Genomic DNA, 24,636 nt, shown 5'->3' with positions numbered 1-24,636 from the left:
GCCTCAGATAAGGTCCGATCACACAAGTAGCGCTCTGACGTCGTACTGGACCGCCGACCAACCTCACCGGTGGTGGCGTTAAACATCACGGCCCGGGAAGGGCATAAGCGGCAACCTGATCGCCGACCTGGTCCTTCAGAATGGTGTTCCCGCCGGCCACGAACACCACGTACTCGCGGCCGCGGTACTCGTACACCGCAGGATTGGCCACCGCGGGCGCCTGGACGATGTCGGACCACAGTTCCTGTCCGTTCGCGAGAGAATAGGCGCGCACCTTGGCGTCCATCGAACCCCCGATGAATATCAAACCACCCGCCGTCACGGCGGGGCCACCGATCGTCACCGAGCCGAGGGATTCAGGCATATAGAAGCCCCACTTCTGCGATGCTCCCATCGGCCGACGCCATTTGACGTCGCCGGTGGTCATGTCGATGGCGGCAATTTCTCCGAAGGGGGGTGCCCAGCACGGCATGCCAAGCCAGTTGAGAGCGTTGTGCAGCGACATGCCGTAGGGTGCGCCCTCTTGCGGATAGTAGCCCTGCTCATTGCCGGAATCGCCGGCGAGCCGTTGGTATTCATCGCGCGGATAGAGCTTGATGGATTGGACGACATGCGAGAAGTTGACCACCGCCGTTTGGGTGCTTGGATCGAAACCGACCCCGCCCCATTGCACTCCGCCCGCCGAATCCGGGTAGGCCAGCACGCCCTCGCCCTTGTGTGTCGGCGGGCTGTACATGCCACGATAGGAGAGGTTGTCCCATAAGCGGGAGCACTCGCCCAGGCCGACGACATCAGCTATTCGCCAGATGGGTGGCTTTTTGGACTGGTCCAGCAGCGGTGCGGGTTTGGTGGGGAACGGCTGCGTGGGAGCGTAGACTTCCCCTTGGACGCTGCCGTCGCCGCCCGGTACAGGGCGTTCATCGATCGGCCAGACGTCTTTTCCGGTGCGCCGGTCGACGACGAACAGAAAGCCCATCTTCGTCGCCTGCATGAGGGCAGGAATTTGTTTGCCCGCCACGGTGATGTCCATAAGCGTAGGCGCCGAGTTGATGTCGTAATCCCAGATGTCGTGATGGACCCACTGTCGTGACCAGACGACCTTGCCGGTTTCAAGATCTAGTGCGGTGGTGGACGTCGCAAGCGGTATCGGGTCGGCACGATTGCCGCCCCAGTAGTTCGGCGATGGGCTGGAGACCGGAAGGTAAACAAGCCCGAGCCCTTCGTCCACGGACATTGCGGTCCAGACGTTGGCGGTCCCAGTACGTTTTGCGATCTGCGCCGGCAGCGACGAGAACGACCACTGTCGCGCGCCCGTCTGAGGATCCAGCGAGAAAACCGTGCCGGGGGGAGCCTCGGCATAGGCCCAATCCTTTCCAGCCCAGCCGAGGATGACGTGGTCGCCGGCAACGGTGGGCGGCTGCAATAGGGAAAACGGGTACTTGGCGTTGATGTCGTTCCACTGGTTCACATCCAATACGCCACCCGAGCCAAATTTCTTGCAGAGCTGTCCGGTATCGGCATCGAGCGCAAAGAGGTGCGCATCCATGGTGCCTAGATAGACAATCTTCTGACAGCCCTCTCCCGCCACGGCATTCTTGCTCTGCCAGTAAGCAACGCCACGGTTTTTCAGGGCCGGCTGCGTCAAGGCCTTGAGAGTGGATTTGGACTCGAATTTCCATTTGATCGCCCCTGTGCCCGGGTCGAGCGCAAGCACCCCATAGAAGGGGGTCCCGATATAAAGGGTGTCATTGGCGAAAATGGGGGTTGCGGACCAGACCGACGGTGGCAATGCGCCCGATCCGTCTGACATATCGCCAGTATGCAACTCCCATACTTTGCGGAGCGAACCGACGTTCTCTGCGGTAATCTGTGTAAGCGGAGAGTACTTCTGGCCATTGAGCTGGCCGTGAAAGCTGTTCCAGGTCGGCTGTGGCGGGATCAGCGGGATTGGCTTGGGCTCAGGGAGCGGGGCTGTTGCCGCCTCCTCCGGCGAGCCTGCTTCCCCGGCCGAAGGGCTGGCGCTCCCGCTGCTGTCCTTCGGCTGACTGCCGGCATCCGGTATGCCGCCCGGTTGTGACGCGGGTGAAGTATTGTCATTCTGGGCAGAGACGGAATGAATGCCAAGCCCCAGCAACAGAAAGACGGCAAATGCCAGGCTCGAGCGGAAGACGGCAGTTCTCATCGGGACGTATCCTGAATGTTGGTCTGACGGAAACCCAGGGTGATCAACAGCCCAGCCAGCACAACGGAAACGGCCGCCACGAGCCACCAAGCGTGGAGAAAGATGGCCGCAATCAATGTGCCGAGTGCTCCTAGAAGGCCCAAGACCCACGCTAGGGTGAAAACGACACCACCTCTTCTGAATCGCAGTACAAGCCCATCCAGCGCAAGAGCCAGGCTGGCGACGAGCACGAGCATGGCTCCGGGGGTTCCGGTTACCCCAGTCAGCGGGGTGGCGAAGTAATAGAACGCGATTGCGAATGCCAGTACCGCCGCTGTGATGACGACGAGCGGGCCACGATGACTAGTGTTCGGCAGTAGTTGTGTTTTCATGAACGTTCCTGCGACGTTTCTTAAGCGACCGGTTTCTTAAGCGACCGTCCGCGGGGGGGCGTCTTGCGATACGAAGCACGTCGCTAACCCGAGCTCAGCCGGTATGTTCGAACCTCCGCTTCACCATCGCGTGAGCGGCGGACGCGCCAGGGAAATGCGGTTTTTGACATTCTCCGGTCTGGATTGCCTTTCCGGCCTCAACTTCGCGGGCATCATACCACCCAGATATGTGCATACGCTTCAGCACTGGGCGGCTTTCGCACCTCACGAGGCCGGGAGTATAGGGGAGCAATGTGGCGCGGAATTCATCCCAAAGCGGCAACGAACAATGTGGCGCGCAATTCACCCCAAGGCTGCGCAATAACCCGTCTGCTGGCCATCGATCCCATCCGCAATGAACTGTACTTCATTGCCGGCAGCGCCTTCAACGAAAAGCTCCGCGCTCACCCGATCGTGCGCGCGCTGTCTTCGTGGAAGAAGAAGATGACCAGCGGCCGCTCACGTACGCCGGCGGCTGGCGCTTGCCGTGCGCTCCGATCTCGCCATCGAGCCGTGCTCGAGTTTGCGCAGTTCAACGACCGAGCCATGCCGTCGGGTTGGCAGGCCACCTGGGGTGCCATAATTCGACAGCCCATGGGCATTTCCCAGATGGTTGGCGTCTAAGGGCGATGCCGCCCGGGTTGATAGCGGTTTGCCCCCTATATTGCACCGCTGAAACGACGCGAAGGCTCGGAAAATTCTTCTTGAGCAAATCCTCGACATTGACGTTGAACGAGTTCGTCGCGGTCATCGCGAGCTGAGATTCCGGCGACATGGCCAGTGTCATCTTGGTGTTCTGGTCAACCAGGCCGGCGGTCTGGGTGACGAGCTGGAGCCAGAGCGACTGGAGGTCGGCATAGATTTCGTTCGCAGTCGCGACGATCTGGCCATTGTTGATCCACTTCACGCCCCCATAAGCTTTCGGGGACGGGGTAATCGGCGCGGCGAGGTTCGGATCATCGAGAAGGCCGAAGTTCTGCAGGCCCTGCACGCCCTTAAAGTAGGTGGTGTTCAGAAAGCGGTGAGCACCGTCACGCCGGCGGCGTCGACCTCGCCGACCCAATTGACGCGGCCAAGACCGGCACGCTCAATTTCCAGCTCGCCGTATTCGGAGATCGTCTGGAAGAGATAGGACTGGCGCTGCGGCCAGTTCATGTTCGCGCCGGCTCGGCCGTTGTCGTTGTAATCGCCGTAGCTCGACACTTCACCAGTCTGCTCGATGACGGGGAACATCGCCGTCTGGTCGATCCAGGTGCCCTTCCGGGTTTCGCCGAAGATCTCGGCGGCCTTAGTGGGGGCAAAGAGGATGCGGTAGACCTCTGGGTCGACCAGCGTGGTCAGGAATGCCGGAATGCCGGCATTCGACGCCGTCGCCAGGGAGGGCTGCGCATCCATCGCAACATGGTTGGTGCGGAAAGCCTCGACGATGTAGGCTCGTGCTTCGGGAAGATAGATGCCGGCCTGCTCGAACATGGGGCGATGCTGCGTCCACGTCGCGGCGGCCTGATTATAGTCATGGAATTGCATTGTGGTTCTCCTCAACAGACCGCCGCTTCACGGCGCATTGGTTCGAGGTTGATGGGAAAGGGTTTAGCCCTGCGGCCAGGAAGTGATTTTCATCAGCTCGCCCGGTTGGGCAAATGAACGCACGGTCCACTTGGTCTCGACGTTGGTGGCTGCGGTGTGAGCCGCAGCATTGACGACGGTGTTGACGTCCACGGCATATGTTCCGACTCCGCCGGTAGGGCCGGTGAGCTGCTGGGTGAGCGTGGTGACGGCGGTGATGCCGGCGCCAGTGAGCGCGTCGCCGTTGCCGAAGACGCCAACGACGTTGCCGCCAGCCGTGAACACGCCATAGGTGCCGGCAATCACGGTGCCCGGGTCGACATTCTGGTCAGGGATCGACACCGCATAGGTGCCGGTCTTGCCCAGTGAGCCGTCGATTTCGGCGCTGGTGAGCTGCTGCACGATCTTGGTGCCGTTCGCCACGTCGGTACCGGAGATGGTGGTGCCTGAGTAGATCGTGCCGGAGTTGAGAGCGGAGACAGTTAGCACGTTGCCGACGATCGAAGCGACAAAGCCGCTGGTTGCGGCGGCGATCGAGCCGGCCGAGGTGGTTGCGCCATTCGGCGTGCCGGTCGGAGCGGCCGTAGACCTGCCATCGGCATAGTTGGCATAGACCTTCTGGCTGTACAGTGCCGGGGTGGCGCCGGAGTTCTTCACCCAGAAGTCGCCTTCGTTGAAGACGGTGATGGGGAAGCCGGCCGGAACCGGCATGGTCGATTCCTGCAGGTAGACCTCGATCAGGCCCTGCTGCTCGCGGTGCACGCAGCCGGCAACGGGCCCGGTACCAAAGGTGTTGACCACGGCCGGCGCATTGTCGCTGTCGAGCTGGGCATAGTTCAGCCAGGCAAAGCGGCCGACGGCGCGCCAGCGGCGGCCAGGATCGTGCTGCGGGGGTTGCTGGAAGCGAAATCGCCCTCAACGGCGGGGGCGGGATTGTAGGCGACCTGCGTCTGAAAGCCAGACATGGGCGGTTCTCCTCATAAAGCAGCCGGCATGTTGGCCGGCTCGAAGGGGGTTTCTAGCATTTAGGCCGCTCGCTTAGAGCGACTTGACAATGTGGGGCTTGGCTGCCGGGAACATCTCGTGGAACAAGCTGACGCCTGCAGCGTCCATGGCGACACGGGCGGGCTGCTGCGCCTGGCCGGCGCCAGGCAGAGGCTGGGCCTTAAGGATGGCCGGCAGTGCCGAGGGATGAACTCCGTCGACATTGACGCCTAGCGACGTGAGCGCGGTGCAATAGACGGCATCGGCGCTGTCGTGAGCCATGGCGAGCTTCCCGATGTAAGGGCGCACGGCCTCTTCCGCAGCGCGAACCTGGGCGGACTCTTCGCGTGCCTCGCGCTTGGCGCGATCGACAGCAGCCGAAACCGCAGCGGCGATCGCCGTGTCCATGGCCTTCTTGTCGACCTTGTCATCGTCGTCATCGTCCTTCTCCGCGTCTTCGGCGGCTTTCTTCTTTTTGTCCTCTTCCTCGACGGCGTCGTCTTCGGCCTTTTTCTTCTTGGCCTCTTCATCGTCCTCGTCCTCTTCGTCGTTGGCTTCCTTCACCTCGACCCCGTCGAGCGCGACCAGGAGCGCCTCGATATCGTCGAGCTTGGCGTCAGCGGCCAGGTTGCCCTTGGTCGCCTTGCCGACCGCCTCGATGATGGCGGGACGTTTGGCCTTGAAGTTCTTGGCGGTGATGTCGGCCAGAACCGGGCGCAGATCGATCTTCTGATCGGCGGCCAGCTTGGGCATGACGTGGGCTAGGATCGCGCCGTGGGCGACGGACGCCATGCGCGACAGCAGAGCTGTTTTCTTCATCGTGTTGATCTCCTGTTTGCTGTCGCCGACCAGTACATCAGGCCCGGCGCGGCCTTCCTCAACCAAGGCGACGTGATTGGCGGAAATGTCCCGCATCACGCCGTCGTAGGATTCTCCAGCCAGCGTGCCGGGCGTCATGTCGGCCCGGTAGCGATAGCTGCTCGATAGTTCTTTCTGCCGATCCGATTCGATCAGCGCGATTGCAGCGCCATCCCAGATGCTGAGCGGCGCCATGAGGTACGGCGCATGGAACTCGACGGCATCGCCCAGAGCCCCGACAACGGCTTCGCGCCGGTGTTCCTTGGCGCTGACCGGAATGTGCTTGAGCAAGAGCGGCTTGCCGACGAAGGACGGGGCGGCCTTGGCCAGCTCCTCCGCATTGCGATAGAGGCGGTAGACCCGCTCGGGATCCAGCCCCAGCGCTTCGAAATCCGGGATCTCGCGGCCGCAATAGGGGCAAACGTTGGCCTTGGAGATCGGCGTCATCTCGACGCGCAGATGACCGTCCTGGTCGAACACGCGCACGCTGTTGCGATCCATCGCCAGTGCGTCGTTGGCCTGCTTCGGCCGCGCAACGCCGGTACCCTCGCATTCGTCGCAGACGATCCCAGGACCGGCGAGTTCACCGGTGCCACCGCAAAGCGGGCAATCGGCGGCTGCGATGCCCTCGTCCTTCGTCCATTTCACGAAGTTGGAGCGCAGCTGATCCCACGCCTCGGGAGCCATGTCTGCGGCGATGCCAAGACGCTCGCCCAGCATGTCGCGCAGGCCCGGATGCACCGGCTCAGGCAGCGAGCCCAGAGGGCCCAGGCATATCCGGAGTGCTCCGCTGACAGCCTGGGCTGGAACTTCTCGACCACCGGCTGCGCATACGTGTAGTGCAGCCAGCCTGTGGCGTAGGGCGCACGTCCAGCAGTTTCGCGGGGCCGGCCTCCAGGAACATCTCAGGCCCTGTCGCTTCCTCTCCCGTCTCGCGCGTGGCCGTCTGGAGCGGCGTTTCGCCTTCCTCAGACTTGCCGCCGGGCCAGCACCAGTGGCCGGGCCAGTTGGTGTCGGTCGACGAGCGGCGCAGCACCAGGACATCGCCATCGGGCGCGACCAACATCAGCGAGGCGGCTTAGCCGGCACTGTCCTTGCCGACGAACTCATCGCCGATAGGCTTCGGAATGCCGAGCGTGGACATCAGATCAATTTCCTGTAATGTAAGGCCGCGCCTCACAAACTTGTTGACTTGGAATGTGTAAGGCGTTACCTTACAAACATGCTCAAGTCTTTCCGAAACAAAGCCCTGCAACGCTTCTTCGAGACCGGCAGTCCGCGCGGTCTCAGCGTGCAAGACGACAAGCGTGTCGCCCGCATCCTTCGGGCCTTGGAAGCAGCCTCAAAGCCGGAAGACATGGACCTTCCCGGCTATCGCTTCCACGGCCTTTCGGGCGATCAGAAGGGGCGCTATTCTGTTCGAGTGAACGGAAATTGGCGCATCACCTTCGGTTTTGACGGCGAAGACGTTATCGAGGTCGAACTAGAGGATTACCACTGATGAACACGGCACCCATCAAGCGCGGCCTGCCCGCGATGCATCCCGGAGAGCTTCTGCGCGAGGACGTCATCCCGGCGCTCGACAAGTCGAAGACCGAGATCGCCAAGCTGCTCGGCATTTCCCGGCGCACGCTCTACGACATCCTGGACGAAAAGCAGCCCGTCACGGTCCCCATGGCGTTGCGCCTCGGCAAGCTGGTTGGCAACGGTCCGGTGCTCTGGCTCAACCTCCAGCGCAACTATGATCTGGAACAGGCCGAGAGGGCGCTCAGCGCCGAGATCGAGGCGATCCCGACGCTGACCGCGGCGTGAGGCGCATGGCAACCGATCGGTTGGACCGTCTGGCAATTTTTCTAGCGGCAGGGACAGGCGGGTTCTGTCTCGGTGCGTTGCTGGCGCCGGCGATGGTGAACCAGCGAATTCAATGGGAAACACTCGTGACCGGCGTTCTGGCCATTGCTGCTGCGGCGTGGTCTGTGCGTGCGGCTATGAATCTGGACCGTGAGCAGGAACGCCGCCACAACGACACTCAACGGTTAACGCTGCGGGCAGACCGAGCGAGTGCCGCCCGTGCAGCTTATCTGGCCGGCGACTTCTTCGACATGACGTACTTGGCCGAAGTTGATGAGCTTCTCGCTGACGCTGGACCGGAAACGGTGATGGCGTCCAATGCGAGACTCGTTCAGCGGGCTCGAGATTGGAAAGTAGACATCCGAGGCAAGTTGAACTCTGTCCTCATCACCGAGGCCAGGCCGCTCTTCGACCCGGTGACAGCGGTGCACTACGACACCCTCGAACAGTTATCGGACGAGATCGAACATCCGCTGGACGCGCTTGATGCTGTGGGCGCTTTCGAAGATGTCGAGCTGATGCTTGACCGGCGCTCTGCCGTCGTCACGGTGATGGAAGACATTCGCGCACACCTTAAAATGATCGCTGACGACCTTGCGGAACTTGGGCAGACCTTTTTGTAGGTCACGAAAACCCCTTGATGACTGGCTTCCCGACACAGCGGCAACCCGGCTCCTCACCTGGTCGGATGAAGCGTTTGACCGCTGGGTCGTACCAGCCAGTCGAAATAGCGGACCTTTTTACGGCCAGCCGCAACGTGCGTGGGGCGAGGTTCTTTCCCGCCGCCGCTGTGGTGCCATTCGGCTTCGTCGATGCCGAGTTCCAACTGGCGTGCGGTATTGAAGGCCGCCGTCGCCTTGTTGTTCTGGTCGACCGCGATGAAGGCCGCGCGCCGCTTCGTAATGCCCGAGTAGCGCTCCAGCTCAGCCACTAGGCCGGCAAGATCGCGGCCGGTCTGCACCGACCGCATGAGCGCGCCTTCGACCTGGTCGAAACACTGCGACGGGACCGACTTGATCAGCGACACGTTGGCGTGGACCGTCGCGTCGACAACGTCGCGCATCGCTGCCGTCATCTTGAATTCGACCGAGATGCCGCCATCGCGAAGGATCTTGCGGAGCGCCTGGCTCGATCGCTTTTCCACCGAGAGCGCGAAATAGTCGCCCAGCTGCAACGAAGCCACGTCGAAGCGCTTGGTCCACTGCACAGCGAGTTTGCGGATCGATCGGCGCAGCGCATCCGCCGGCGTCTCGTCCGCGCCATACGGGGCGTATTGGCCCGGTAGGAGGCTTTCAGCCAGTAGATCACGCTCTGGCTCATGGCCTCGATCAGCGCGGTCACCTTGCCCCTGTAGGCGGCTTCAATCCCGGCGTTGGGTCGGACGGGGCGAAGCACCTTTTCGTTGCGCTTTGCGGTCCGTCGGCTTTGCAGGCTGGACATCGCGATCCCTCAGCGTCTCGGCGATCTCGTGATCGTCGGGCGCCTGTGCTTTGAGCATTTCGAAGAGGTTGGAACTCAAACCGTGATCTCGCAGACCGGTACCTCAAACCGATGCGCCCGAGTTCGTTTACCACCACCATCTCACGTGCCTTCGGCAACCGATCGCGCCGACCGGGACCGCTCGAGGCGCGGTACGACAATGCGTTGAGAATGCGATCATTGGACGGTGGCCTGGACTTTGAAACATTGGCTCTCAGCTGCTCGGCGGGATGTTCGGGTTGCTGCGACCGTGTTGGGGCAGCATGCTGGTCCCAGGCCTCGCCTCGGGTTGTTAAGGGCCGGGTCTGATTCCAACTCTTATCCGGTGCCGAGCCGAGGATCCGATGGCACCAGCGACGTTGCGTCCCTATATCAACGAATGCCCCCCGAACGGGGCCGACCGGCCCCTTCACTTGAGAGCCAGCTCGCCGTGACCTTGCCTGCCACTGCTGAACAATCCCGAGGCACCCAGATGCAGCTTCCCGCCCTGCGCAACAGCTATGCACAATTGCCCGAGCGCTTCTTCGCGCAAACAGGTCCGCAGCCGGTGTCCGAACCTCGGCTGATCCGCTTCAACCGACCCCTCGCCGAGGAACTAGGGCTCGACGCCGACCAGTTCACCAGCCCGGACGGAGTGGAGATGCTTGCCGGCAGCAGATTTCCGGAAGGCCTGCAGCCAGTCGCCTTGGCCTATGCGGGCCACCAGTTCGGAAATTTCGTGCCTCAGCTCGGCGACGGTCGCGCCCTCCTGCTTGGCGAAGTGGTGGACGTCAACGGCATCCGCCGCGACATACAGCTGAAGGGATCGGGGCCGACGCGGTTCTCGCGCAACGGTGACGGGCGCGCCGCACTGGGTCCTGTCCTACGTGAGTATGTGGTCAGCGAAGCGATGGCGGCGCTAGGCATCCCGACGACGCGAACCTTGGCGGCGGTGCTCACCGGCGACCCCGTCCATCGCGAGGTCCGGCTGCCCGGCGCCGTGCTGACACGAGTGGCGGCAAGCCATATCCGGATCGGCACCTTCCAATATTTCGCCGCGCGCCACGACACCGAGGGGCTCAAGATCCTCGCTGACTATGCCATTGAGCGTCATTTCCCGCACTTGTTAGGGCAAGCACGGCGGTACCGCGCTTTGCTGGACGCCGTGGTCACAGCACAAGCGGATCTGGTGGCGCGCTGGATGCTGATCGGCTTCATCCACGGCGTCATGAACACCGACAACATGGCGATCTCGGGCGAGACCATCGACTATGGCCCATGCGCCTTCATGGACGCCTATGACCCCGGCTCGGTGTTCAGCTCGATCGACCGCGTCGGCCGCTATGCCTATGCCAACCAGCCTCGCATCGCCACATGGAACCTTGCGCGCCTTGCCGAGACGCTGCTGCCGCTCATGAGCACGGATGAGAATGAAGCCGTCGCAGAAGCCGAAGAGGTGCTGAGGTCGTTTCAGCCCTCCTATGAGGCCATGTTGCAGCGCGGGTTCCGCAGAAAACTCGGATTGCTGACCGAGGCGGAGACGGACCTGCAGCTCGCGGCTGATTTCCTCGATGTGCTGGCTCGCGGCGAAGCCGACTTTACGCTCAGCTTTCGACGCCTAGGCGACGATCTCGACGCCTCGGAAGGTCAGGGCACGGCGCGGCAGCTGTTTAGGGATCCAGCCGCATTCGACGCCTGGTCGGTGCGGTGGCGCGAGCGGATCGCCAGTGAAACAGCCGATACAGCCACGCGCCGGGCGGCCATGCATGCCGTCAATCCCAAATTCATCCCTCGCAACCATCGCATTGAGGCGATGATACAGGCGGCGCTGGGCGGCGACTTCACACCCTTCGATGAGATTCTGAGGGTCGTGAGCCATCCCTTCGATGAGCAGCCGGAAATGGAAGGCTATGCTGACCCGCCACGCCCGGATGAACGCGTCCTACAGACATTCTGCGGTACGTGAGACATCCATGATGGCTATCTAACATGTGCAAATGCGGAAGCGCTTTTCGCATGCTAGCGTGCTGGCTACTCTCGGAAGGATGCGACCTATGACAATTATAGAATTAGCATTCGAATTGCTGGCACGGAAGCTAGTAGACCACACCGGAATATCGGACGAAGATGCTCGTGACCTTGTCGCAGCCATGGGCGCTGACTGGTCATCGCTCGTGCGGGCAGCGAGGGTGATGAAGGAGATTTAGGTCTTTCAATCTTTCGGCAATTAGCCGCAGGCCATGGAAAAGGCCGATCCTCCCGATCGGGTACCGGATAGCATTCTTTTGGCCGCTGCAAAGTTGCAAGCGGGTTCCGGCAAGATTGTAAAGGAGTGATGGAGGCCGACGCAGCGCCCGAGAGCTATCGCGCGGCCCCGGTCGCGGACGCCGCCAGCGTGATCGCATCGAAACAGGCGCCGGCAAGTTGAGCCTTTACTGTTGATCCAGCACCCTCCAGAACCTCTCCATGCCGCAAGGTGGCGGGCTTTTCGAGTTGGAACTTGATGGGCATCGCCCCACGCCGTACAAAAGGTCCTCGCGTGACCGCGCCGCATTCAGTCCGTTCCTATGACCCGCGCGCCTGGGGCTTCAGATAGACTGCCAGGCAACAACTACAGATCCCCAGTCCGACGATCGGGTAGCTCAATGCCAAGATAGCGGCGAGCCCAAAAAGGCTGAGCGTAATCATCGCACGTAGGCGCATGAGCCGCCGCACTTGTGGTGACACCTCGTCCTCTGGCAACGGATCAATGAGTTCGCGGATCAACAATAGATATGTCAGGTTAACCAGGAAGAATACGGTCGCATAGAAGGCGACCGGCTGCGGTGCCAACTCGCTTACGGCCATCCATGCCGTGGCCAGGGGGAGCAGCGAGACTGAGAACAGGTGCGCGAAATTGTACCACATTAAGGATGCCGTGCTCTCTTTCGCGTAGCGCAAGAGATGATGGTGGTTCGCCCAGACAATCGCAATGAAGAGATAGCTTACACCGTAGCTAAGCCAGGTTTCCCATGATGCCAGAAGGGCTTTGAGAGTCGGCGCTTCCGGCGGGCGCAGGTCCAAAACTAGAACTGTGATCAGTACGGCGAACACGCCATCGGAAAATGCGTTCAGCCTTTCCAGGCCAGGTGAAGGTAGCACGTGCGTCCCCATTTTATTCCTGAGCTAATGCTAACGCATTCCAGTCGCTGCTCAATAGACACCCCGGCTTCTGCGCCGCTCCGAAATCGTCTGGCTCGACGTCGGCCGCGATCAGACCGAGGATTCTTCCGGCTGGATCGAGTTCTTTCCCGACAAAGGGATTTTGGTGACCTTGCGCGGAAAGACCGGCTGGCGCGAGGTCGAAATCGGCCGCGGCTCGTCCGATGCCACTTGCCCGGTTGTCGCCCTGCAGACCTGGCTGAAGCTCGCGCGGATCGCCCATGGTCCCTCTTCCGGCGCGTCACCGGCCAAGGCAAGACGGTCGGCGCCGAGCGGCTCAACGACCAGGAAGTGGCGCGACTGGTCAAGCGCACCGCTCTGGCCGCTGGTGTCCGCGGCGACCTGTCCGAAGGTGATCGCGCGGACAAAATTCTCGGGCCATTCCTTACGTGCAGGGCTTGCCTCCTCGGCTGAAGTCGACGAGCGCTATGTGCAAAAACAACTCGGCCATGCCTCGGCTGAAATGACGCGCCGCTATCAGCGCAAACGCGATCGTTTCCGTGTCAATCTCACCACGGCATCAGGGCTGTAGGCGGCGAAAAGCTCCGCCCCTGCCCTTCGGATGCCTAGACTGCGTTATCGCCAGGACAGCTGGTCCTTCGGCAGCCGGCCGCTCGGGTCGAATACGGTTACCTTGTGCGGCAGATCCGGACCCCAGTTCCAAAGGACGAGGTTGCGATCCTCAATCTCTGCGCCCGGCGCGAAACTTGGGACCACAATGCCGGCAATATTTCGAGGGCGCAACCGGTCGTAAATGGACCAGGACGCCGGGCGCTCTCCGTCGCTGAGAGCCGTTGCCCAGGCGCAGGCCATCTCTTCGAGCGTCACAGAAAACTCTTCCCTCCCCTCTTGCGTTGTCAGATCGGCAATGTCGTCACAATCGATCTCATAGGAGCAAAGCACGCACGGATCGATACGCTGTGCGAAGCCCTGGTTGGCTTCCTTGATCGCAGTCATGATGGTCAGTGCCAGATAGAGTGCCGGCACGCCTTTGGGATTGAATCGGGCGCCTCGGCTCGCCGCTCCTTCGCCGGAAGTCGGCTTGAATGCCCAACGTGGATCGTGTGCGCGGTAGCAGGTTCTGACGAACCTCACGCAAACCCGCCAACGGCCATGTGATCGAGATAATCACGGACCGCTGCTGCCTTGCCGTCCTTCACCAGCGCCTCAGCGGTGCGTCCCCCAAACGCTGGAAGCGGCTGAGCCCGGTACCAAGCCATCGCCTGCTCCTTGCCGCCCGCCCAATCCGTCACGCGGCTGATGATCTCGAGCATTTCCCGTAGACGCCCCTGGGTCTTTACCGTGGCGCTACGCTCTGATCGATAAAGGGTCTCGCGCGCAAGACCGGCGGTCTGGGCTAACTGGCCTTTGGACATGCCAAAACCGTCCGCGACCTGCTCGATCGCAATCTTACCGTTCCGGTCCATATAGGACAAGATGAGAGGTCCGTTCTGCTCGGGTATCTTGAGTGCATGGGCCACGATATTCACCATACCATATCGAGAGTCATATTTCCTGTGCAAAAGATATGGCAGTTCTCGACAACTTTCAAGGACTGAACCAATTCAAGCTGTTGCAACGCCTAGCGCGCGCGGATCAAGCCGACGTGCGCGGTCGAGGCAGCAAGTTCGACGTCGCGCCGAAGCCGCCGACTGGAAGGAGTTTCGTGCCTGCTGTCGGCGTCAGTCGTTTGATCCGCTGCCGCCAGACCCACAGATCGTCGGCCTCGACATCACGGCCAAGCCTCGGGATCGGCCAGGGACAAAAAGTCGGTGCCGACCATCAACCCCGGCTGTGTCGTCGCTGACCTGGACTATACACAACGCGGTCAACTGCTCGACCGGAACGACGGGGCAGCGCCACCGTGCTCGTCGGCATCCGTAACAAACACGCCTCCCCGCCCGTCAAGGCAAGCCATCCTGCGCGAGGATCTTCTCGCTCTGGAAACGCTCGACGGCAGCACGCTGCGCGCTCTGCGCGACCGCGCCATGCTGTGTTTGGGCTCCGCTGGTGGCTGCGCCGCTCCGGAATCGTCGGCCTTGATGTTGCGCGAGGATGGGCGCGGCTAGATCGACGTTTGCCCGTGCAAGGGCGTGCTGGTTACGTTGCGAGGCAAGACCGGCTGGCGCGAGGTCGAAATTGGTCGTGGCTCGTCCGACGCCGCCTGCCCTGTTGTCGCCCTGTAGGCTTGGCTGAAGCTGGCCCGTATTGCGCATGGCCCCCTCTTCCGGCGCGTCACCGGTCATGGCAAAACAATGGCGCCGAGCAGCTGAACGCTCAGCAGGTGGGGCGGCCGGTCAAACGCGCGGCCTTGCCGCCGGTGCGCGCGGGATCTTTCCGAGCGCGGCCAAAAGCGTTTTCTGGCCATCGGCTGCGCGCAGGCCTCGCGTCCTCGGCGGAGATTGATGAACGCCATGTGCAAACGCAGCTAGCCACGCCAGCGCCGAGATGACCCGCAAGTACCAGCGGCGTCGCGATCGTTCGGATTAACTGCACCAAGGCATCCGGGATCTGAAAGACCGCTCTCGATTGTTCGCTGCCGTGAGGCGGTCAAGTGCTTGAGGTGATGACAACACGTCGTCGAGCAAAGCAATCGCTGCGACCAGACTGTCGGCGGCCGACGCTTCGTAGCCGGGCATTATCATCAGTTGCGCAATGGCGCGACTAACGAATTCCGGGTTGGGCTTTTCCATTCGCTCTTTGGTGCGAACGACCTGTTCGGGAAGCGCGCGTGGGGCGTTGAGGTTCTCGACCAATTGCGACCGGCCTGCAGCGGCGATATCGAAGATGTCGCGCGGGTTGGCTTGCGATCCGCGGTAATAGACCTTCTTGGCGATAATTTCCGGAATGGTTTCAAGACGCACCGTCCTGCCTTCCACCACAAGGGTTCGAACGGGCATCGTTGTCAGCGCTCCGGCAACGATGAAGTCAATCTCGCCTCAAGGGCGAACTTCTGAAACCGAAGCCAGTTCCCAGATAATCAGATGGCAGTAGCTGCTTGCAGGCGAAATCAGTGGACTCGTCCTCCGTCTACCCGTCAGCGATGAGACGTCGAGTCAGGCCGACCAGCACGCGTTCTTCGCCCCTCCCTGTTGAGATCTTGCATGACCAAGCAAACGCGTCCGCCTCCCTAACCCGCGTCGGGCCTTGTCTGCCACACTTCAGTTGTCCGCGGACAACCGCCTGTCCGTCCAAGGGCTAGTCGCGTTTGAGGCACGTATTCCGCTGTCAGTTTCGTTCTGGAACGCTATCAGCGCACGCTGTCTGGCTACTTCCCCGATACGGCGGTCAAGTGTAGTTGCGGCGGAACGGGGGACGGGCTCTCACGAAGTGAGTCAGGGTTTCCCCTGAGTTGAAAGCCATGGTTTTCAAAGCGCGAAGCCAGCCGGACGGACGATTCGATTAAACTGGACTGGAATTGCTATGCGCTGAGCGCTAGGATTGACAATCGTCCCAATGGTGCAAGCCGATGGACAAGGTTGCTGCGGCCCGCGAACCTCCTAAGGAGAGGAGAAGGGTTCGCGCGGCTCAATATGTACGAATGTCCACCGAGCACCAGACTTATTCCCTTGAGAATCAGAAGGATGCAATCCGCAGTTATGCCGAGGTCATGGCGTACGACATCGTCGCCACCTATGAAGATCCCGGCCGTAGCGGGTTGCACATACAAGGCCGGCCCGGCCTCAAGAAGCTGCTATTCGACATTGAACACGGACTCGCCGACTACGAGACGGTCGTCGTCTACGACGTGAGCAGATGGGGCCGGTTCCAAAGCGTCGATGAAAGCGCTTCCTACGAATATCGATGTCAGATGGCGGGTGTACGGATCGAGTTTTGCGCCGAGCAATTCGCGAATGATGGCACCGTCGGATCCGATGTACTCAAGGCCATAAAGCGCAGCATGGCTGCAGAGTACAGCCGGATGTTGTCACAGAGGGTCTTTTTGGGCCAGGTGAGGATGGCCCGCATGGGCTTCCACGTAGGCGGCATGCAGGGGCTCGGACTAAGGCGTCTGATGGTTGACCAGTTCGGACAGCCCAAACTCATCCTCGCCCGCTACGAACACAAGAACTTCCAGACAGACCGGGTGATCATCGTACCGGGGCCACCGAAAGAGATAGCTACTGTTCGATTGATCTTTCGCCTTTTCGTCAGGTCACGCAAGAACGAACCTCAAATCGCGAAATACCTGAATGCCCGGGGGATCCTGAACGACTTCGGCAGGCCTTGGAAGGCCTATGGCGTGCGCCGTGTCCTGACCAATGAGAAATATATCGGCAACAACGTTTGGAATAGACGCTGCACCAAGCTCAAAACCAAGGCTGTGTACAATCCTCCGGATCAATGGGTCAGGGCGGACAACGCCTTTGAACCTATCATCAGTCGCCAACTATTCGACAAAGCACAGCAGATGTTAAAAGCGCTCTACCTTCACATGAGCGATGACGAGATGCTGTCAGCCCTACGAAAACTCTACAAACGGCATGGGAAACTGTCATCCGACATCATTAACGCAGCGCCCGGATGCCCTTCGGCCTATCGCTACAGCGCGCATTTCGGGGGCCTGCTCGGTGCATACAAGCTGATCGGTTGCCTGCCGCCCAGAAAGTCTCATTTCATCGAGATTGACAGGCGCCTCACGGCTATCCGCCATCGCGTTATGGAAGACCTGCTCGTCGCGGTCGACAAGGCAGGCGGCCGCGCTTCCCAGGCTCCTGAAACGGAGCTCATCCGCATCAATGGCGAGGTGACCGTAGCGCTCGCAATCGCCAGGTGTCGCGTTTCGCATTGTGCATATCCCCGCTGGTCTTCGAGGGCGGTGCGAGAGGCCATGGCGGATATTTTCGTCTTGATCCGCATGCAGCCGGGCAATCTGATCATTCGCGATTACCTGATCGCTCCGATGCATGAAATCGTGGGGTTCAAAGGAGATTTCCATGTCAACAATGGAATGAAGCTGGATGCGTTTCTTTTCCGATCACTAGATCCGCTCGTTGCGCTGGCTGAGCGAGCATTCGTAGGGAACGCCGCATGAAGGTGCGCCGCGTAGTTTTAGGCTTGGAAGCCGCCGACCTCATTTTGCAAAATAACCGCACAAGACACGCAGCGCTTTTGGAAAAGATGCACGAGCCCAACAGATGGTTCACCGGTCCATGGCTGTGCAAAACCTATCAGGCTGAATGCCAAAGAACGCGGGACATGATCGCCGAAGCGAGTATCTCTCGGCATCTGTTGGAGACGATCACAGAGGTGTTTCAACATCCGATTAAGCAGGAATCGTTCCGTCGCCTGCTATTGGCCGAAAGCCTGGCCTCTGTGCCGAAGGCCCTAACCGAAGGGCCTACTTTGAACCTGCTCGCGGACAGTTCAGCGCCAAGGCCGTTGGTCAATGGAGTTTCTCCCGAGGCTCTCGATCTTTTGCAGGATTGGAATGTGCCTCCGCAGGTCTTCGCGTCCTTGCGCAAGATGGTTCCGGAAAGGCAGTTCAATGCGGCAAGGCTCATGATCGCCCTGAAGAGGATGGGCTTCCACTATGCGCAACTCCTCTCAACGCTCACTCCGGCGTCGCAGTTGGCGGATCCCTCCGTGCCGAGAAAGAAGTTTGTCGGGGTGACAGCCGATCAGCTGGCCGCCATGGAAACTGAGTTTGATTTGCTGAACGAAGAATTTCTGTACTGCGCAAGCCTTCGTGGCACCTGGGCGCTGGAGTTGATGGCGGCAAGGCTCTATCTCGACCGTCTGATGGAAAATGCACGGGTGGTCAGACACCTTGCGCGGGATTTCCCGGAGCAGCTCGGGAGGTTCCAATCGATACTGGACATTCCAGCAGGTGGGGAAGGTTTGACGAGCCAACCGGTAAAAACCGGGCTTAGGCGCACGCATTTCGTCTTTTGAGCTGGCGCCTTCGGGCAAGATGCAGCCCGCTACGTATTGACGTTCACAATTTACAAAAATTGGGAAGGCGGTTTCGAGACACCCTTCGCCCATTCGATCTGGGCAGCTACTCCGATGGCAGCGAGCTTGTGGAGCGTGATCTTGATCGATTCACCGGTTGCAGTCGAATTTCAGCTTCAAAGGATCAACGCCGCCGCCATAGACCATCATGAGATCGGCCGATCTGCAGTAACGGACATTGCCGCAGCTGCATTCCACTTTCACAAGCATATTGTGCCGCGTCGCCTTCCCCAGCGTGTCGATCGGGTCGTGCGCCATGAGAACAGAAAAGGAACAAATTCCTTGCCCGTCAAGCGGCATTATGGAATCTTTGCGCAGATGAGCGACGAACCAATCAGGCTTCCCGACGGCATAACGCCCGTGCCGCGCGAGCGCGCCAGAGTGCTAGGGCACCTGTGCGAGCACACGGGTTGCGCGAAGCACGGAGGGTTCGGCTTTGCTCGGCATCGCCATCAGCCGCATTGGTTCTGTTTCGAGCACCGAGGCGACGGCGAACGCTATCTCTGAAAGAGGAAACCATGGCAGATAGACCACCGTATATGCCCACCGGAATTGGCATCGGCATGCTGCGGGACGACGCAACGAAGATCGGCGTCCTGATTTTCGAGACGGCGGAAGGTAATTTCGACTTCGCACTCAATCTGCAGGCGGTCGAAGTCATTCGGAAGGCGCTCAGCAAGATCGAGACGCACCTCGCGAACGGCAAAATCTCGGACGTGGATGAGCTCCGGTGAAACTAATTTATGCCCCTGACGTTCTTGCCGTCTCAGGTCGGTGGGCAGGTGGTGCTTGGCAGGATTCAGGAAGTTCGGGTGTCGGCGATGTCTCGGCGCCGGCAAGGTTTTTCAATGCGCGAAGTGGCTGGGCTCAAACGGCACGTGTTGCCCGCGCGGAGTGCACCGAGCCGGGTGCAAAGGGTCTACGATCAGATGCCCTATGTGTCGTGGCAGCGGCCTACAAAGTCCGGAACCTAGACGTCGAACAGATCAGTAGGCCCGCGACCGATCTCGTCGATGATATCGGGGGTGTTGTTGCGCGGCGAACCCACCCTACTGTCGATCGGCCACATCTTCATCAGATCGGACGGAAAAGGCTTCATCAGGTCGCGAGGGTCTTGCTCCGGCCCAAGCCAGCGCATGTAGTCGGCCGGCGCCAGGATCACCGGCATGCGGTCGTGGATGGTCGCCATAAGCGAATTCGGTTCGCAGGTGGCAATGGCAAAGGTCCGCACAAGTTCGCCGGTGACCTTGTCGGCATACTCTTCCCAGATGCCCGCCATGGCGAAGGGCTCATCAGACTTCATCGCGATGGCGTAGGGCTGCTTTTTCTTCCCCGACGCGTCCAGCTTCTGCCATTCGAAATAGCCGTCGACCGGCACCAGGCAGCGGCGCGCATTGTAAGCCTTGCGGAACAAGCCATTGCTGGCGACGGTCTCGCAGCGGGCGTTGACAGGTGGCGGCCGCCCGCCACCATCCCGAGCCCAACCGGGGACCAGTCCCCAGCGCGCCGAGACGAAGCCGGCCATGCTGGTCGAGAGCTCTTCACGAATGATGATCGGATAGGTCAGGCTTGGCGCACCGTTCCACAGCGGGAAGCTGTTGCCCAGCCGTTCGACCTCGCCAGGGTGGGCGAATTCGAACCGACGAACCATGTCGGGGATTGTGGTCTTTACGAAAACGCGTCCGCACATGCACCAGAGATAAGTATCCGAAAAGCAAGAGTCTACTTCGGGACGGCTATTCGATCGCGCCACCCTCCCGATTGCTGACAGCCTCCGCCATGACGGCAAAGACGCGTCGGCCGATCGGTTCGCTTCGCAATCGGCCTAGGAATCGCTATAGGTCACGCCGTAGCGGGTTGATCCGCTCGTATTTGCACTCATGCTAATACTAAGCCATGATCCCTTTCTGCCGGTGGGGGATCGCCGGCATGGCCCGGCTGGCGGCCCCCAAAGCCCTAAGTATACCCCCGGCAGCCGGGCCGCCCACATCAATTGCTTGACAAAGGCCAGATGGTCGCGCGCGGCGCTGGTGTGAGGCTTAAAGCGAGGTGGCGGCGGGACATACAGTGGCTAGTAAAACCCTCTGCCTACTGGTGAGCGGGCAGCGGGCCTTTAGTTTCGGTGGTGGAGGCCCACCGGGCTGCAAATGTGCCGTTCGCAGCCGGCCCCGATGGTTAGCCGCCTTTGCACGGATCAACGACTTACTGATTCGTAAGGAACATCCCGACGTCAGCGACGTTTGCGCGGATGGCTCTCGTTACCGGGTTCGCATCCGCAGTGGTGGTTCTTTTTGTCGTCCTGCTATTGACGCACGCAGCCCGAGACCTTCATAGCTCGCCAATCTATCACAGGCTGTGTCGCCGACTGCGCCGAGCCCGTTAGCGCTTCATCGGCTTAGGGGTGATCTCCTCGGTTGCCGGCCCCAGGCCAAGCACACCCCCGGCAACTGGGCCGTCCACATCAATCGCTTGAGGAAGGCGCAGGCCGCACAGGCCCGGTGGTATTCCACTGGATGAACTCGACTTCCTTCCCCGTCACTTCCCGCACGGACTTCAACAGCGCATCATGCAGGGTGCGCGTCGCGCGGTAATGGTCGCAGTGTGGCGATATAAACGGCTTTATGATGCTTTTGTGCAGCGCTTCCGCCGCCATGAGAAAGCGCTCGATTTCAGCCTGGGAAAGCTGTTTTGATGGTTTGGACCTAGCCATTGGCAAACTCCGTTTTAGGGGGTTCGCCGCAACAGGGAGGATTATATTCCCCTTCTTTGAATAGTTGGCAAGCCCTACCGTCAATCGGCCAAGCTGGCATCGCGGTGCTGCATCGCCTCCAGAATGACTTCGAAGGCGCTGCCGACTTCGTCGGCGATCTCCGCCGGGTCGATGCCGTCGCGCTCGGCCGCTCGCATCGCGCGATCGGATCGCCCGTGATCGCATTCGGCAGATGCTCTGCCATTCACCGGTCGAGGAAATTGGTGCCGCGTGTGCTCATGTGGCCCTCATCCGAACAATGTAAGCGAAGGTCCGCTTCTCGCCCTTCAACTCCGTGACACGTAGCCAGTTTTCTTCCTGGCGCCGGAACGTGACAGGCATCCCAACCTGTGCCTCCGCCGCTTTGAAAGGCAACTGTGCTGTGACTATGCTCGATGACATAGCCGATCCGCCATGACCTCAACCCGATACTGCGGCACCCGATCTCCCCGCGATTGTTCCGCAACCACGATTCAATCAGCTTTAGCTAAAATAGTTCCGGAACATTTAGCACGGCCGGATGTTGCCACCCGCATGACAAAGCTATCTGACCTTGGCCCTCCGGTTCCCGGCAAACTGCATGGAGGGCAGCACATTGAAGAGCATCTTCACTACTACAACTGCCCGCACTGCGGTCAGCGGGTCGATCAACGCGATCTGCGGCAAGTCTTCTGGCATGAACGGCCTGGTCATGAACCGCTGGAGCCGGATCCTGAGGCGAAGGTGATCGAATTTCCAAAGCGGAATGAGAAAAACCCGCCGGCGTGAGCCAGCGGGTCTTGAACACATTCGGCTGATCTCAGGGGACCGGTGGCGGTGGCGGCGGTACCGATGGACCGGGGCCAGCCGTTACAAACGAAAGTCGTTCGCGCTTGGTCAGAACGGGCTTCTCGTAAGTTTTCATCGCGCAGATCACGTCTTGCTCAGGCCGGATACGATGACCACCTGGGCTGCGATGCTGCCCAGGCGCTCGCGCTTTTTCAGTTCTGGCTTTTCGTATGTCTTCTTCACAGTGGTGCTCCTCGCTTTACCCTCGGGAGGGAAAGTGCCTTGCGTCCGTGCTGTCTGTCAACAGCAAGCATGCCCTGTTCGGGGCAAGCTGATCTATTCTTTTAGTACCGGCACGGAAGGGCCGGGGCCGATCGCCGTGACTGCCGAGAGACGTTCACGCTTGGTGAGAACAGGCTTATAATAGGTCTTCTTCATGTGGGTGTTCCCCTCGCTTTACCCTCGGCGGCGAAATTGCCTTGCGCAAGCGAGTGTTGTCAACCAGAAGCCCGCGCCCCTCGGCAGAAAAGCGCGGGCCGACCAAGTTTGCCCTTGGCCAGCAGCGCGAAGGAACGTTGGAGTGCGCTGCGTCGGCCCAAACTTGCATTCGATTAGGCTGTTCCAGCGAAAAGCAAAAAAGCCCGCCACCTTTCGGCGACCGGGCATTGTCTTCGGTGTTTGCGGCGCCCTTGCTAGAATGAAAGGTCACGGGTAGCGTCCGCACGCGAGCAGACGGGCGCGGAAATGAACTATGTAAATGTGGTCGTGTTTGTGGTTCCGGCTCTGCTCGGCCTTCTTTCTACAGCCTTGCTCGGCCCAAGATATGGAATGTTGGTAGGCGCCGCGCTCACGCATAGACGTCTTGGGTTTCGTGCCAATCATTCCAACCCAGCACGTGTTCGAATTCGAGTTGGGGTATGCTGTCGGCCGGATATGGCTTGTCACCCCATTTGGGATACGCCAGCCCCTGCTTTACCGCCAAGAAACGCGCGCCCGGTGCCAGATTGCGATAGAAGACGTGCGGCTCGAAAAGGATGATGGGCCGCCCCTGGCTATCGAACCCTTGACCGCGTGTTTCAACGTCTAGGAAAGCATGAATTTCGTCCTCTCCTACTCCGATGGTTGCGCCGAGCTTGGGCAAATTAAATTCGTCAAGGCGCTTGGCAGCGCCCCTGAAATTGGGCTCCATAGTGTTTCCCTCGGTGGAGTGTGGGATTGCTTAGGGCGCGAGAATGACGGACGGGTCGAGGCCCAGGGCCTGGACGAGGCCAACGCGTCGGGATCGTCGCAATAGACGGATGGGTGGTCCGGCGCCAACCAGCGGGCGAAATAGACCGGGTTCGCCGTCAGTGCCGCTTATGCGTCACCCATCTTTCCGGCGTCGATGATGCGGGCCTGGACAGTGGATTTCGGTACTGTTTGGTGCACTGCCGGCACGGCACTCCATGATGTACCGTCCCATGTCTGGCGTGCGTCGTCTGCGCTGAAGAAACGTCAACGGCATCAGGCGGCGGCTCCGCACCGTCGAAGGCGCCTGTGTACGCGCATTTGCGTCAACGAAATATTTTGTCATGATCTGAGACCATTCTGTGAGGACAGGTAAAACGATGAGGTGGGTTTTCAGGGGGAAAGAACACCACTGATGTCAAGATTGACTATCTGGCTGCGGAAGAGACGCCATCCATTGCCGAAGCATGCTGAAGTCGGGCGTTGGACTGGCGGGATCGAGGACGGCAGAAAGATTTTTGGGTGCGAACCAGACGCCCCCTTCCGCATTGGGTCATTCTGTTCAATTGCCGATGAAACGGTCTTCGTGTGCAGCGGCAATCATCCAACAGATTGCGCGACGACCTGCTACATCCATGAAAAAATGCTTGGAAAGCCTAACCCTGGAGGACATGGCGGCAAGGGCGGCATCAAGATCGGCAACGATGTCTGGGTCGGCAGAAGAGCACTCATTCTACCAGGAGTGACTATCGGCGACGGTGCCGTCGTCGCTGCGCATGCGACTGTGGTCAAGAATGTCCCGCCCTATGCCATCGTTGGGGGAACGCCCGCCGAGATCATCCGATACCGCTTCCCCAATGAGATCATTGCCAAGATGCTGGCCATTGCTTGGTGGAACTGGGATGATGAGAAAATTCGACAAGAGGCCGACGCCTTAACGGGACCTATTGATGATTTTGTCGGCTACCACTTTAAGCCCACGCCCGTACAATAAGCTTCCAGTTCGCATTGGTGATGGCTGCTTCGCCTGTGGTATTGAGCCCGCTCGGCGTGACATGCGCCCCCGACGCGGATGTTGATATTTGGTTGCGCATCGAATGGTTATGCATTCAATGCTTGAGCAGAAGAAAACAAGCTCTGGACTCCTGGGACGTAGTTTCCCCATTATTTTACGTGGGGGAAAATCAAATGAAAAGACTGCAAGCTCTTGCGAGCACCGCGCTGTTTCTGGCCGGTTGCTCAACCACTCCTGTTGTATCTGATGGCGATCTCACGGCAATGAATACCGTGGCCTTGTGCCATACATTGGCCTCCACGGACGAACAATATCGAAGCAGAGTAGCGGCCCTGCTAGGCCGTAGACTCATTATCGCGTAACCAGAGGCGGACTGCGACGAGTTTGAGAGCGGCAAGATAGTTTTCAGCCA

27 protein-coding genes and 2 pseudogenes are annotated in these 24,636 nt (G+C 60.2%); 12 read left to right on the top strand and 17 right to left on the bottom strand.

Going from position 1 to position 24,636, the window contains the following annotated elements; translation table 11 throughout:
- Window positions 1-85: 85 nt before the first annotated feature.
- The 8 genes from LB554_RS26695 to LB554_RS29670 all read right to left on the bottom strand — a co-directional run bounded on the left by LB554_RS26695 (window position 86) and on the right by LB554_RS29670 (window position 7,066).
- Window positions 86-2,182, bottom strand: a complete 2,097-nt coding sequence (locus LB554_RS26695; protein WP_224587793.1) for a pyrroloquinoline quinone-dependent dehydrogenase — start codon at window positions 2,180-2,182, stop codon at window positions 86-88.
- The gene (locus LB554_RS26690) at window positions 2,179-2,553 is read right to left on the bottom strand and encodes a hypothetical protein (RefSeq protein ID WP_224587792.1); all 375 of its coding nucleotides are present in this window, start codon (window positions 2,551-2,553) and stop codon (window positions 2,179-2,181) included. Before LB554_RS26690 ends, LB554_RS26695 begins: the two co-directional genes overlap by 4 nt.
- Before the next feature lie 571 nt (window positions 2,554-3,124).
- Entirely contained in the window at window positions 3,125-3,583 is a 459-nt protein-coding gene (locus LB554_RS26685) for a hypothetical protein (protein WP_224587791.1), read from the bottom strand.
- A gap of 20 nt (window positions 3,584-3,603) precedes the next feature.
- Window positions 3,604-4,119, bottom strand: coding sequence for a hypothetical protein (locus LB554_RS26680; protein ID WP_224587790.1), 516 nt, complete (start codon window positions 4,117-4,119; stop codon window positions 3,604-3,606).
- A gap of 63 nt (window positions 4,120-4,182) precedes the next feature.
- On the bottom strand, window positions 4,183-4,959 hold the full coding sequence (locus tag LB554_RS26675) for a hypothetical protein (RefSeq protein ID WP_224587788.1): 777 nt from the start codon (window positions 4,957-4,959) through the stop codon (window positions 4,183-4,185).
- 35 nt (window positions 4,960-4,994) lie between these two features.
- Complete coding sequence (locus tag LB554_RS29510; RefSeq protein ID WP_263486034.1) at window positions 4,995-5,123, bottom strand: hypothetical protein; 129 nt, start codon at window positions 5,121-5,123, stop codon at window positions 4,995-4,997.
- 73 nt (window positions 5,124-5,196) lie between these two features.
- Window positions 5,197-6,741, bottom strand: coding sequence for a DUF2213 domain-containing protein (locus tag LB554_RS26670; protein WP_224587786.1), 1,545 nt, complete (start codon window positions 6,739-6,741; stop codon window positions 5,197-5,199).
- Between the two features lie 4 nt (window positions 6,742-6,745).
- Entirely contained in the window at window positions 6,746-7,066 is a 321-nt protein-coding gene (locus LB554_RS29670; protein ID WP_224587784.1) for an NUDIX domain-containing protein, read from the bottom strand.
- A 156-nt stretch (window positions 7,067-7,222) separates the two neighbouring features.
- Here LB554_RS29670 and LB554_RS26660 point away from each other — a divergent pair, with 156 nt between their 5' ends.
- Genes LB554_RS26660 through LB554_RS26650 form a run of 3 tightly spaced genes read left to right on the top strand, consistent with a single transcriptional unit; the run spans window position 7,223 to window position 8,474 of the window.
- Entirely contained in the window at window positions 7,223-7,501 is a 279-nt protein-coding gene (locus LB554_RS26660; protein WP_140663671.1) for a type II toxin-antitoxin system RelE/ParE family toxin, read from the top strand.
- On the top strand, window positions 7,501-7,812 hold the full coding sequence (locus tag LB554_RS26655; protein ID WP_140663673.1) for a HigA family addiction module antitoxin: 312 nt from the start codon (window positions 7,501-7,503) through the stop codon (window positions 7,810-7,812). The genes LB554_RS26660 and LB554_RS26655 overlap by 1 nt, the downstream gene beginning before the upstream one ends.
- Window positions 7,813-7,817: 5 nt before the next feature.
- A complete protein-coding gene (locus tag LB554_RS26650) occupies window positions 7,818-8,474 on the top strand; it encodes a hypothetical protein (RefSeq protein ID WP_224587782.1) in 657 nt (218 codons plus the stop codon).
- Window positions 8,475-8,527: 53 nt separating this feature from the next.
- On the opposite strand, the gene LB554_RS26645 is transcribed toward LB554_RS26650, so the two are convergent.
- Window positions 8,528-9,058, bottom strand: coding sequence for a hypothetical protein (locus tag LB554_RS26645; RefSeq protein WP_224587780.1), 531 nt, complete (start codon window positions 9,056-9,058; stop codon window positions 8,528-8,530).
- 744 nt (window positions 9,059-9,802) lie between these two features.
- On the opposite strand from LB554_RS26645, the gene LB554_RS26640 reads away from it, so the two are divergent.
- Window positions 9,803-11,275, top strand: coding sequence for a protein adenylyltransferase SelO (locus LB554_RS26640; protein WP_224587778.1), 1,473 nt, complete (start codon window positions 9,803-9,805; stop codon window positions 11,273-11,275).
- Window positions 11,276-11,874: 599 nt separating this feature from the next.
- On the opposite strand, the gene LB554_RS26635 is transcribed toward LB554_RS26640, so the two are convergent.
- Window positions 11,875-12,462, bottom strand: coding sequence for a TMEM175 family protein (locus LB554_RS26635; RefSeq protein ID WP_224587776.1), 588 nt, complete (start codon window positions 12,460-12,462; stop codon window positions 11,875-11,877).
- Window positions 12,463-12,520: 58 nt separating this feature from the next.
- On the opposite strand from LB554_RS26635, the pseudogene LB554_RS26630 reads away from it, so the two are divergent.
- A pseudogene (locus LB554_RS26630) lies at window positions 12,521-13,042 on the top strand (tyrosine-type recombinase/integrase); the annotation flags it as partial.
- Between the two features lie 44 nt (window positions 13,043-13,086).
- Here LB554_RS26630 and LB554_RS26625 read toward each other — a convergent pair.
- Window positions 13,087-13,605 carry an RES family NAD+ phosphorylase gene (locus tag LB554_RS26625; protein ID WP_224587774.1) on the bottom strand — a complete coding sequence of 173 codons (519 nt, stop codon included), beginning with the start codon at window positions 13,603-13,605 and terminating at the stop codon, window positions 13,087-13,089.
- Window positions 13,602-13,991, bottom strand: a complete 390-nt coding sequence (locus tag LB554_RS26620) for an MbcA/ParS/Xre antitoxin family protein (protein ID WP_006339603.1) — start codon at window positions 13,989-13,991, stop codon at window positions 13,602-13,604. Before LB554_RS26620 ends, LB554_RS26625 begins: the two co-directional genes overlap by 4 nt.
- An 82-nt stretch (window positions 13,992-14,073) precedes the next feature.
- Here LB554_RS26620 and LB554_RS26615 point away from each other — a divergent pair.
- Window positions 14,074-15,025, top strand: a pseudogene (locus LB554_RS26615) (integrase).
- Here LB554_RS26615 and LB554_RS26610 read toward each other — a convergent pair.
- A complete protein-coding gene (locus LB554_RS26610) occupies window positions 14,997-15,410 on the bottom strand; it encodes a hypothetical protein (protein WP_224587771.1) in 414 nt (137 codons plus the stop codon). The pseudogene LB554_RS26615 and the gene LB554_RS26610 sit on opposite strands and share 29 nt — an antisense overlap.
- A gap of 569 nt (window positions 15,411-15,979) precedes the next feature.
- Between LB554_RS26610 and LB554_RS26605 the strand changes: the two genes are divergently transcribed.
- The 4 genes from LB554_RS26605 to LB554_RS26590 all read left to right on the top strand — a co-directional run bounded on the left by LB554_RS26605 (window position 15,980) and on the right by LB554_RS26590 (window position 19,199).
- The gene (locus tag LB554_RS26605; RefSeq protein WP_224587769.1) at window positions 15,980-17,545 is read left to right on the top strand and encodes a recombinase family protein; all 1,566 of its coding nucleotides are present in this window, start codon (window positions 15,980-15,982) and stop codon (window positions 17,543-17,545) included.
- Entirely contained in the window at window positions 17,542-18,405 is an 864-nt protein-coding gene (locus tag LB554_RS26600) for a plasmid partitioning protein RepB C-terminal domain-containing protein (protein ID WP_224587766.1), read from the top strand. The genes LB554_RS26605 and LB554_RS26600 overlap by 4 nt, the downstream gene beginning before the upstream one ends.
- Window positions 18,406-18,546: 141 nt before the next feature.
- Complete coding sequence (locus tag LB554_RS26595; RefSeq protein ID WP_224587849.1) at window positions 18,547-18,972, top strand: hypothetical protein; 426 nt, start codon at window positions 18,547-18,549, stop codon at window positions 18,970-18,972.
- A gap of 56 nt (window positions 18,973-19,028) precedes the next feature.
- The gene (locus LB554_RS26590) at window positions 19,029-19,199 is read left to right on the top strand and encodes a hypothetical protein (RefSeq protein ID WP_224587764.1); all 171 of its coding nucleotides are present in this window, start codon (window positions 19,029-19,031) and stop codon (window positions 19,197-19,199) included.
- Window positions 19,200-19,435: 236 nt separating this feature from the next.
- Here the strand turns inward: LB554_RS26590 and LB554_RS26585 are convergent, their stop codons facing one another.
- Complete coding sequence (locus LB554_RS26585) at window positions 19,436-20,155, bottom strand: SOS response-associated peptidase (RefSeq protein WP_224587762.1); 720 nt, start codon at window positions 20,153-20,155, stop codon at window positions 19,436-19,438.
- A 771-nt stretch (window positions 20,156-20,926) separates the two neighbouring features.
- Window positions 20,927-21,175 (bottom strand): hypothetical protein, encoded by a 249-nt coding sequence (locus LB554_RS26580; RefSeq protein WP_015316560.1) that lies wholly within the window; start codon window positions 21,173-21,175, stop codon window positions 20,927-20,929.
- A gap of 573 nt (window positions 21,176-21,748) precedes the next feature.
- On the opposite strand from LB554_RS26580, the gene LB554_RS26575 reads away from it, so the two are divergent.
- A complete protein-coding gene (locus LB554_RS26575; RefSeq protein ID WP_015316559.1) occupies window positions 21,749-21,982 on the top strand; it encodes a hypothetical protein in 234 nt (77 codons plus the stop codon).
- Window positions 21,983-22,318: 336 nt separating this feature from the next.
- Here the strand turns inward: LB554_RS26575 and LB554_RS26570 are convergent, their stop codons facing one another.
- Together LB554_RS26570 and LB554_RS26565 are read right to left on the bottom strand one after the other, a co-directional pair.
- On the bottom strand, window positions 22,319-22,420 hold the full coding sequence (locus tag LB554_RS26570) for a hypothetical protein (RefSeq protein ID WP_015316558.1): 102 nt from the start codon (window positions 22,418-22,420) through the stop codon (window positions 22,319-22,321).
- 409 nt (window positions 22,421-22,829) lie between these two features.
- The gene (locus LB554_RS26565; RefSeq protein ID WP_224587759.1) at window positions 22,830-23,171 is read right to left on the bottom strand and encodes an N-acetylmuramidase domain-containing protein; all 342 of its coding nucleotides are present in this window, start codon (window positions 23,169-23,171) and stop codon (window positions 22,830-22,832) included.
- 453 nt (window positions 23,172-23,624) lie between these two features.
- On the opposite strand from LB554_RS26565, the gene LB554_RS26560 reads away from it, so the two are divergent.
- Window positions 23,625-24,203: a CatB-related O-acetyltransferase gene (locus LB554_RS26560; RefSeq protein WP_224587757.1), complete on the top strand. Its 579-nt coding sequence runs from the start codon at window positions 23,625-23,627 to the stop codon at window positions 24,201-24,203.
- Window positions 24,204-24,636 lie beyond the last annotated feature (433 nt).

This window comes from Mesorhizobium sp. CO1-1-11 (assembly GCF_020164995.1).
Taxonomy (GTDB): Bacteria; Pseudomonadota; Alphaproteobacteria; order Rhizobiales; family Rhizobiaceae; genus Mesorhizobium; species Mesorhizobium australicum.
The sequence above is the reverse complement of the archived record's forward strand: the minus strand, read 5'-3'. Positions and strand labels throughout refer to the sequence as shown.

What these genes read in the sequence shown, in the direction of transcription:
- LB554_RS26695 (WP_224587793.1), bottom strand. Translation starts at nt 2,182, where the DNA reads ATGAGAACTGCCGTCTTCCGCTCGAGCCTGGCATTTGCCGTCTTTCTG.
- LB554_RS26690 (WP_224587792.1), bottom strand. Translation starts at nt 2,553, where the DNA reads ATGAAAACACAACTACTGCCGAACACTAGTCATCGTGGCCCGCTCGTC.
- LB554_RS26680 (WP_224587790.1), bottom strand. Translation starts at nt 4,119, where the DNA reads ATGCAATTCCATGACTATAATCAGGCCGCCGCGACGTGGACGCAGCAT.
- LB554_RS29510 (WP_263486034.1), bottom strand. Translation starts at nt 5,123, where the DNA reads ATGTCTGGCTTTCAGACGCAGGTCGCCTACAATCCCGCCCCCGCCGTT.
- LB554_RS29670 (WP_224587784.1), bottom strand. Translation starts at nt 7,066, where the DNA reads ATGTTGGTCGCGCCCGATGGCGATGTCCTGGTGCTGCGCCGCTCGTCG.
- LB554_RS26660 (WP_140663671.1), top strand. Translation starts at nt 7,223, where the DNA reads ATGCTCAAGTCTTTCCGAAACAAAGCCCTGCAACGCTTCTTCGAGACC.
- LB554_RS26655 (WP_140663673.1), top strand. Translation starts at nt 7,501, where the DNA reads ATGAACACGGCACCCATCAAGCGCGGCCTGCCCGCGATGCATCCCGGA.
- LB554_RS26650 (WP_224587782.1), top strand. Translation starts at nt 7,818, where the DNA reads ATGGCAACCGATCGGTTGGACCGTCTGGCAATTTTTCTAGCGGCAGGG.
- LB554_RS26640 (WP_224587778.1), top strand. Translation starts at nt 9,803, where the DNA reads ATGCAGCTTCCCGCCCTGCGCAACAGCTATGCACAATTGCCCGAGCGC.
- LB554_RS26635 (WP_224587776.1), bottom strand. Translation starts at nt 12,462, where the DNA reads ATGGGGACGCACGTGCTACCTTCACCTGGCCTGGAAAGGCTGAACGCA.
- LB554_RS26610 (WP_224587771.1), bottom strand. Translation starts at nt 15,410, where the DNA reads ATGCCCGTTCGAACCCTTGTGGTGGAAGGCAGGACGGTGCGTCTTGAA.
- LB554_RS26605 (WP_224587769.1), top strand. Translation starts at nt 15,980, where the DNA reads ATGGACAAGGTTGCTGCGGCCCGCGAACCTCCTAAGGAGAGGAGAAGG.
- LB554_RS26600 (WP_224587766.1), top strand. Translation starts at nt 17,542, where the DNA reads ATGAAGGTGCGCCGCGTAGTTTTAGGCTTGGAAGCCGCCGACCTCATT.
- LB554_RS26590 (WP_224587764.1), top strand. Translation starts at nt 19,029, where the DNA reads ATGCTGCGGGACGACGCAACGAAGATCGGCGTCCTGATTTTCGAGACG.
- LB554_RS26585 (WP_224587762.1), bottom strand. Translation starts at nt 20,155, where the DNA reads ATGTGCGGACGCGTTTTCGTAAAGACCACAATCCCCGACATGGTTCGT.
- LB554_RS26580 (WP_015316560.1), bottom strand. Translation starts at nt 21,175, where the DNA reads ATGGCTAGGTCCAAACCATCAAAACAGCTTTCCCAGGCTGAAATCGAG.
- LB554_RS26575 (WP_015316559.1), top strand. Translation starts at nt 21,749, where the DNA reads ATGACAAAGCTATCTGACCTTGGCCCTCCGGTTCCCGGCAAACTGCAT.
- LB554_RS26570 (WP_015316558.1), bottom strand. Translation starts at nt 22,420, where the DNA reads ATGAAGAAGACCTATTATAAGCCTGTTCTCACCAAGCGTGAACGTCTC.
- LB554_RS26565 (WP_224587759.1), bottom strand. Translation starts at nt 23,171, where the DNA reads ATGGAGCCCAATTTCAGGGGCGCTGCCAAGCGCCTTGACGAATTTAAT.
- LB554_RS26560 (WP_224587757.1), top strand. Translation starts at nt 23,625, where the DNA reads ATGTCAAGATTGACTATCTGGCTGCGGAAGAGACGCCATCCATTGCCG.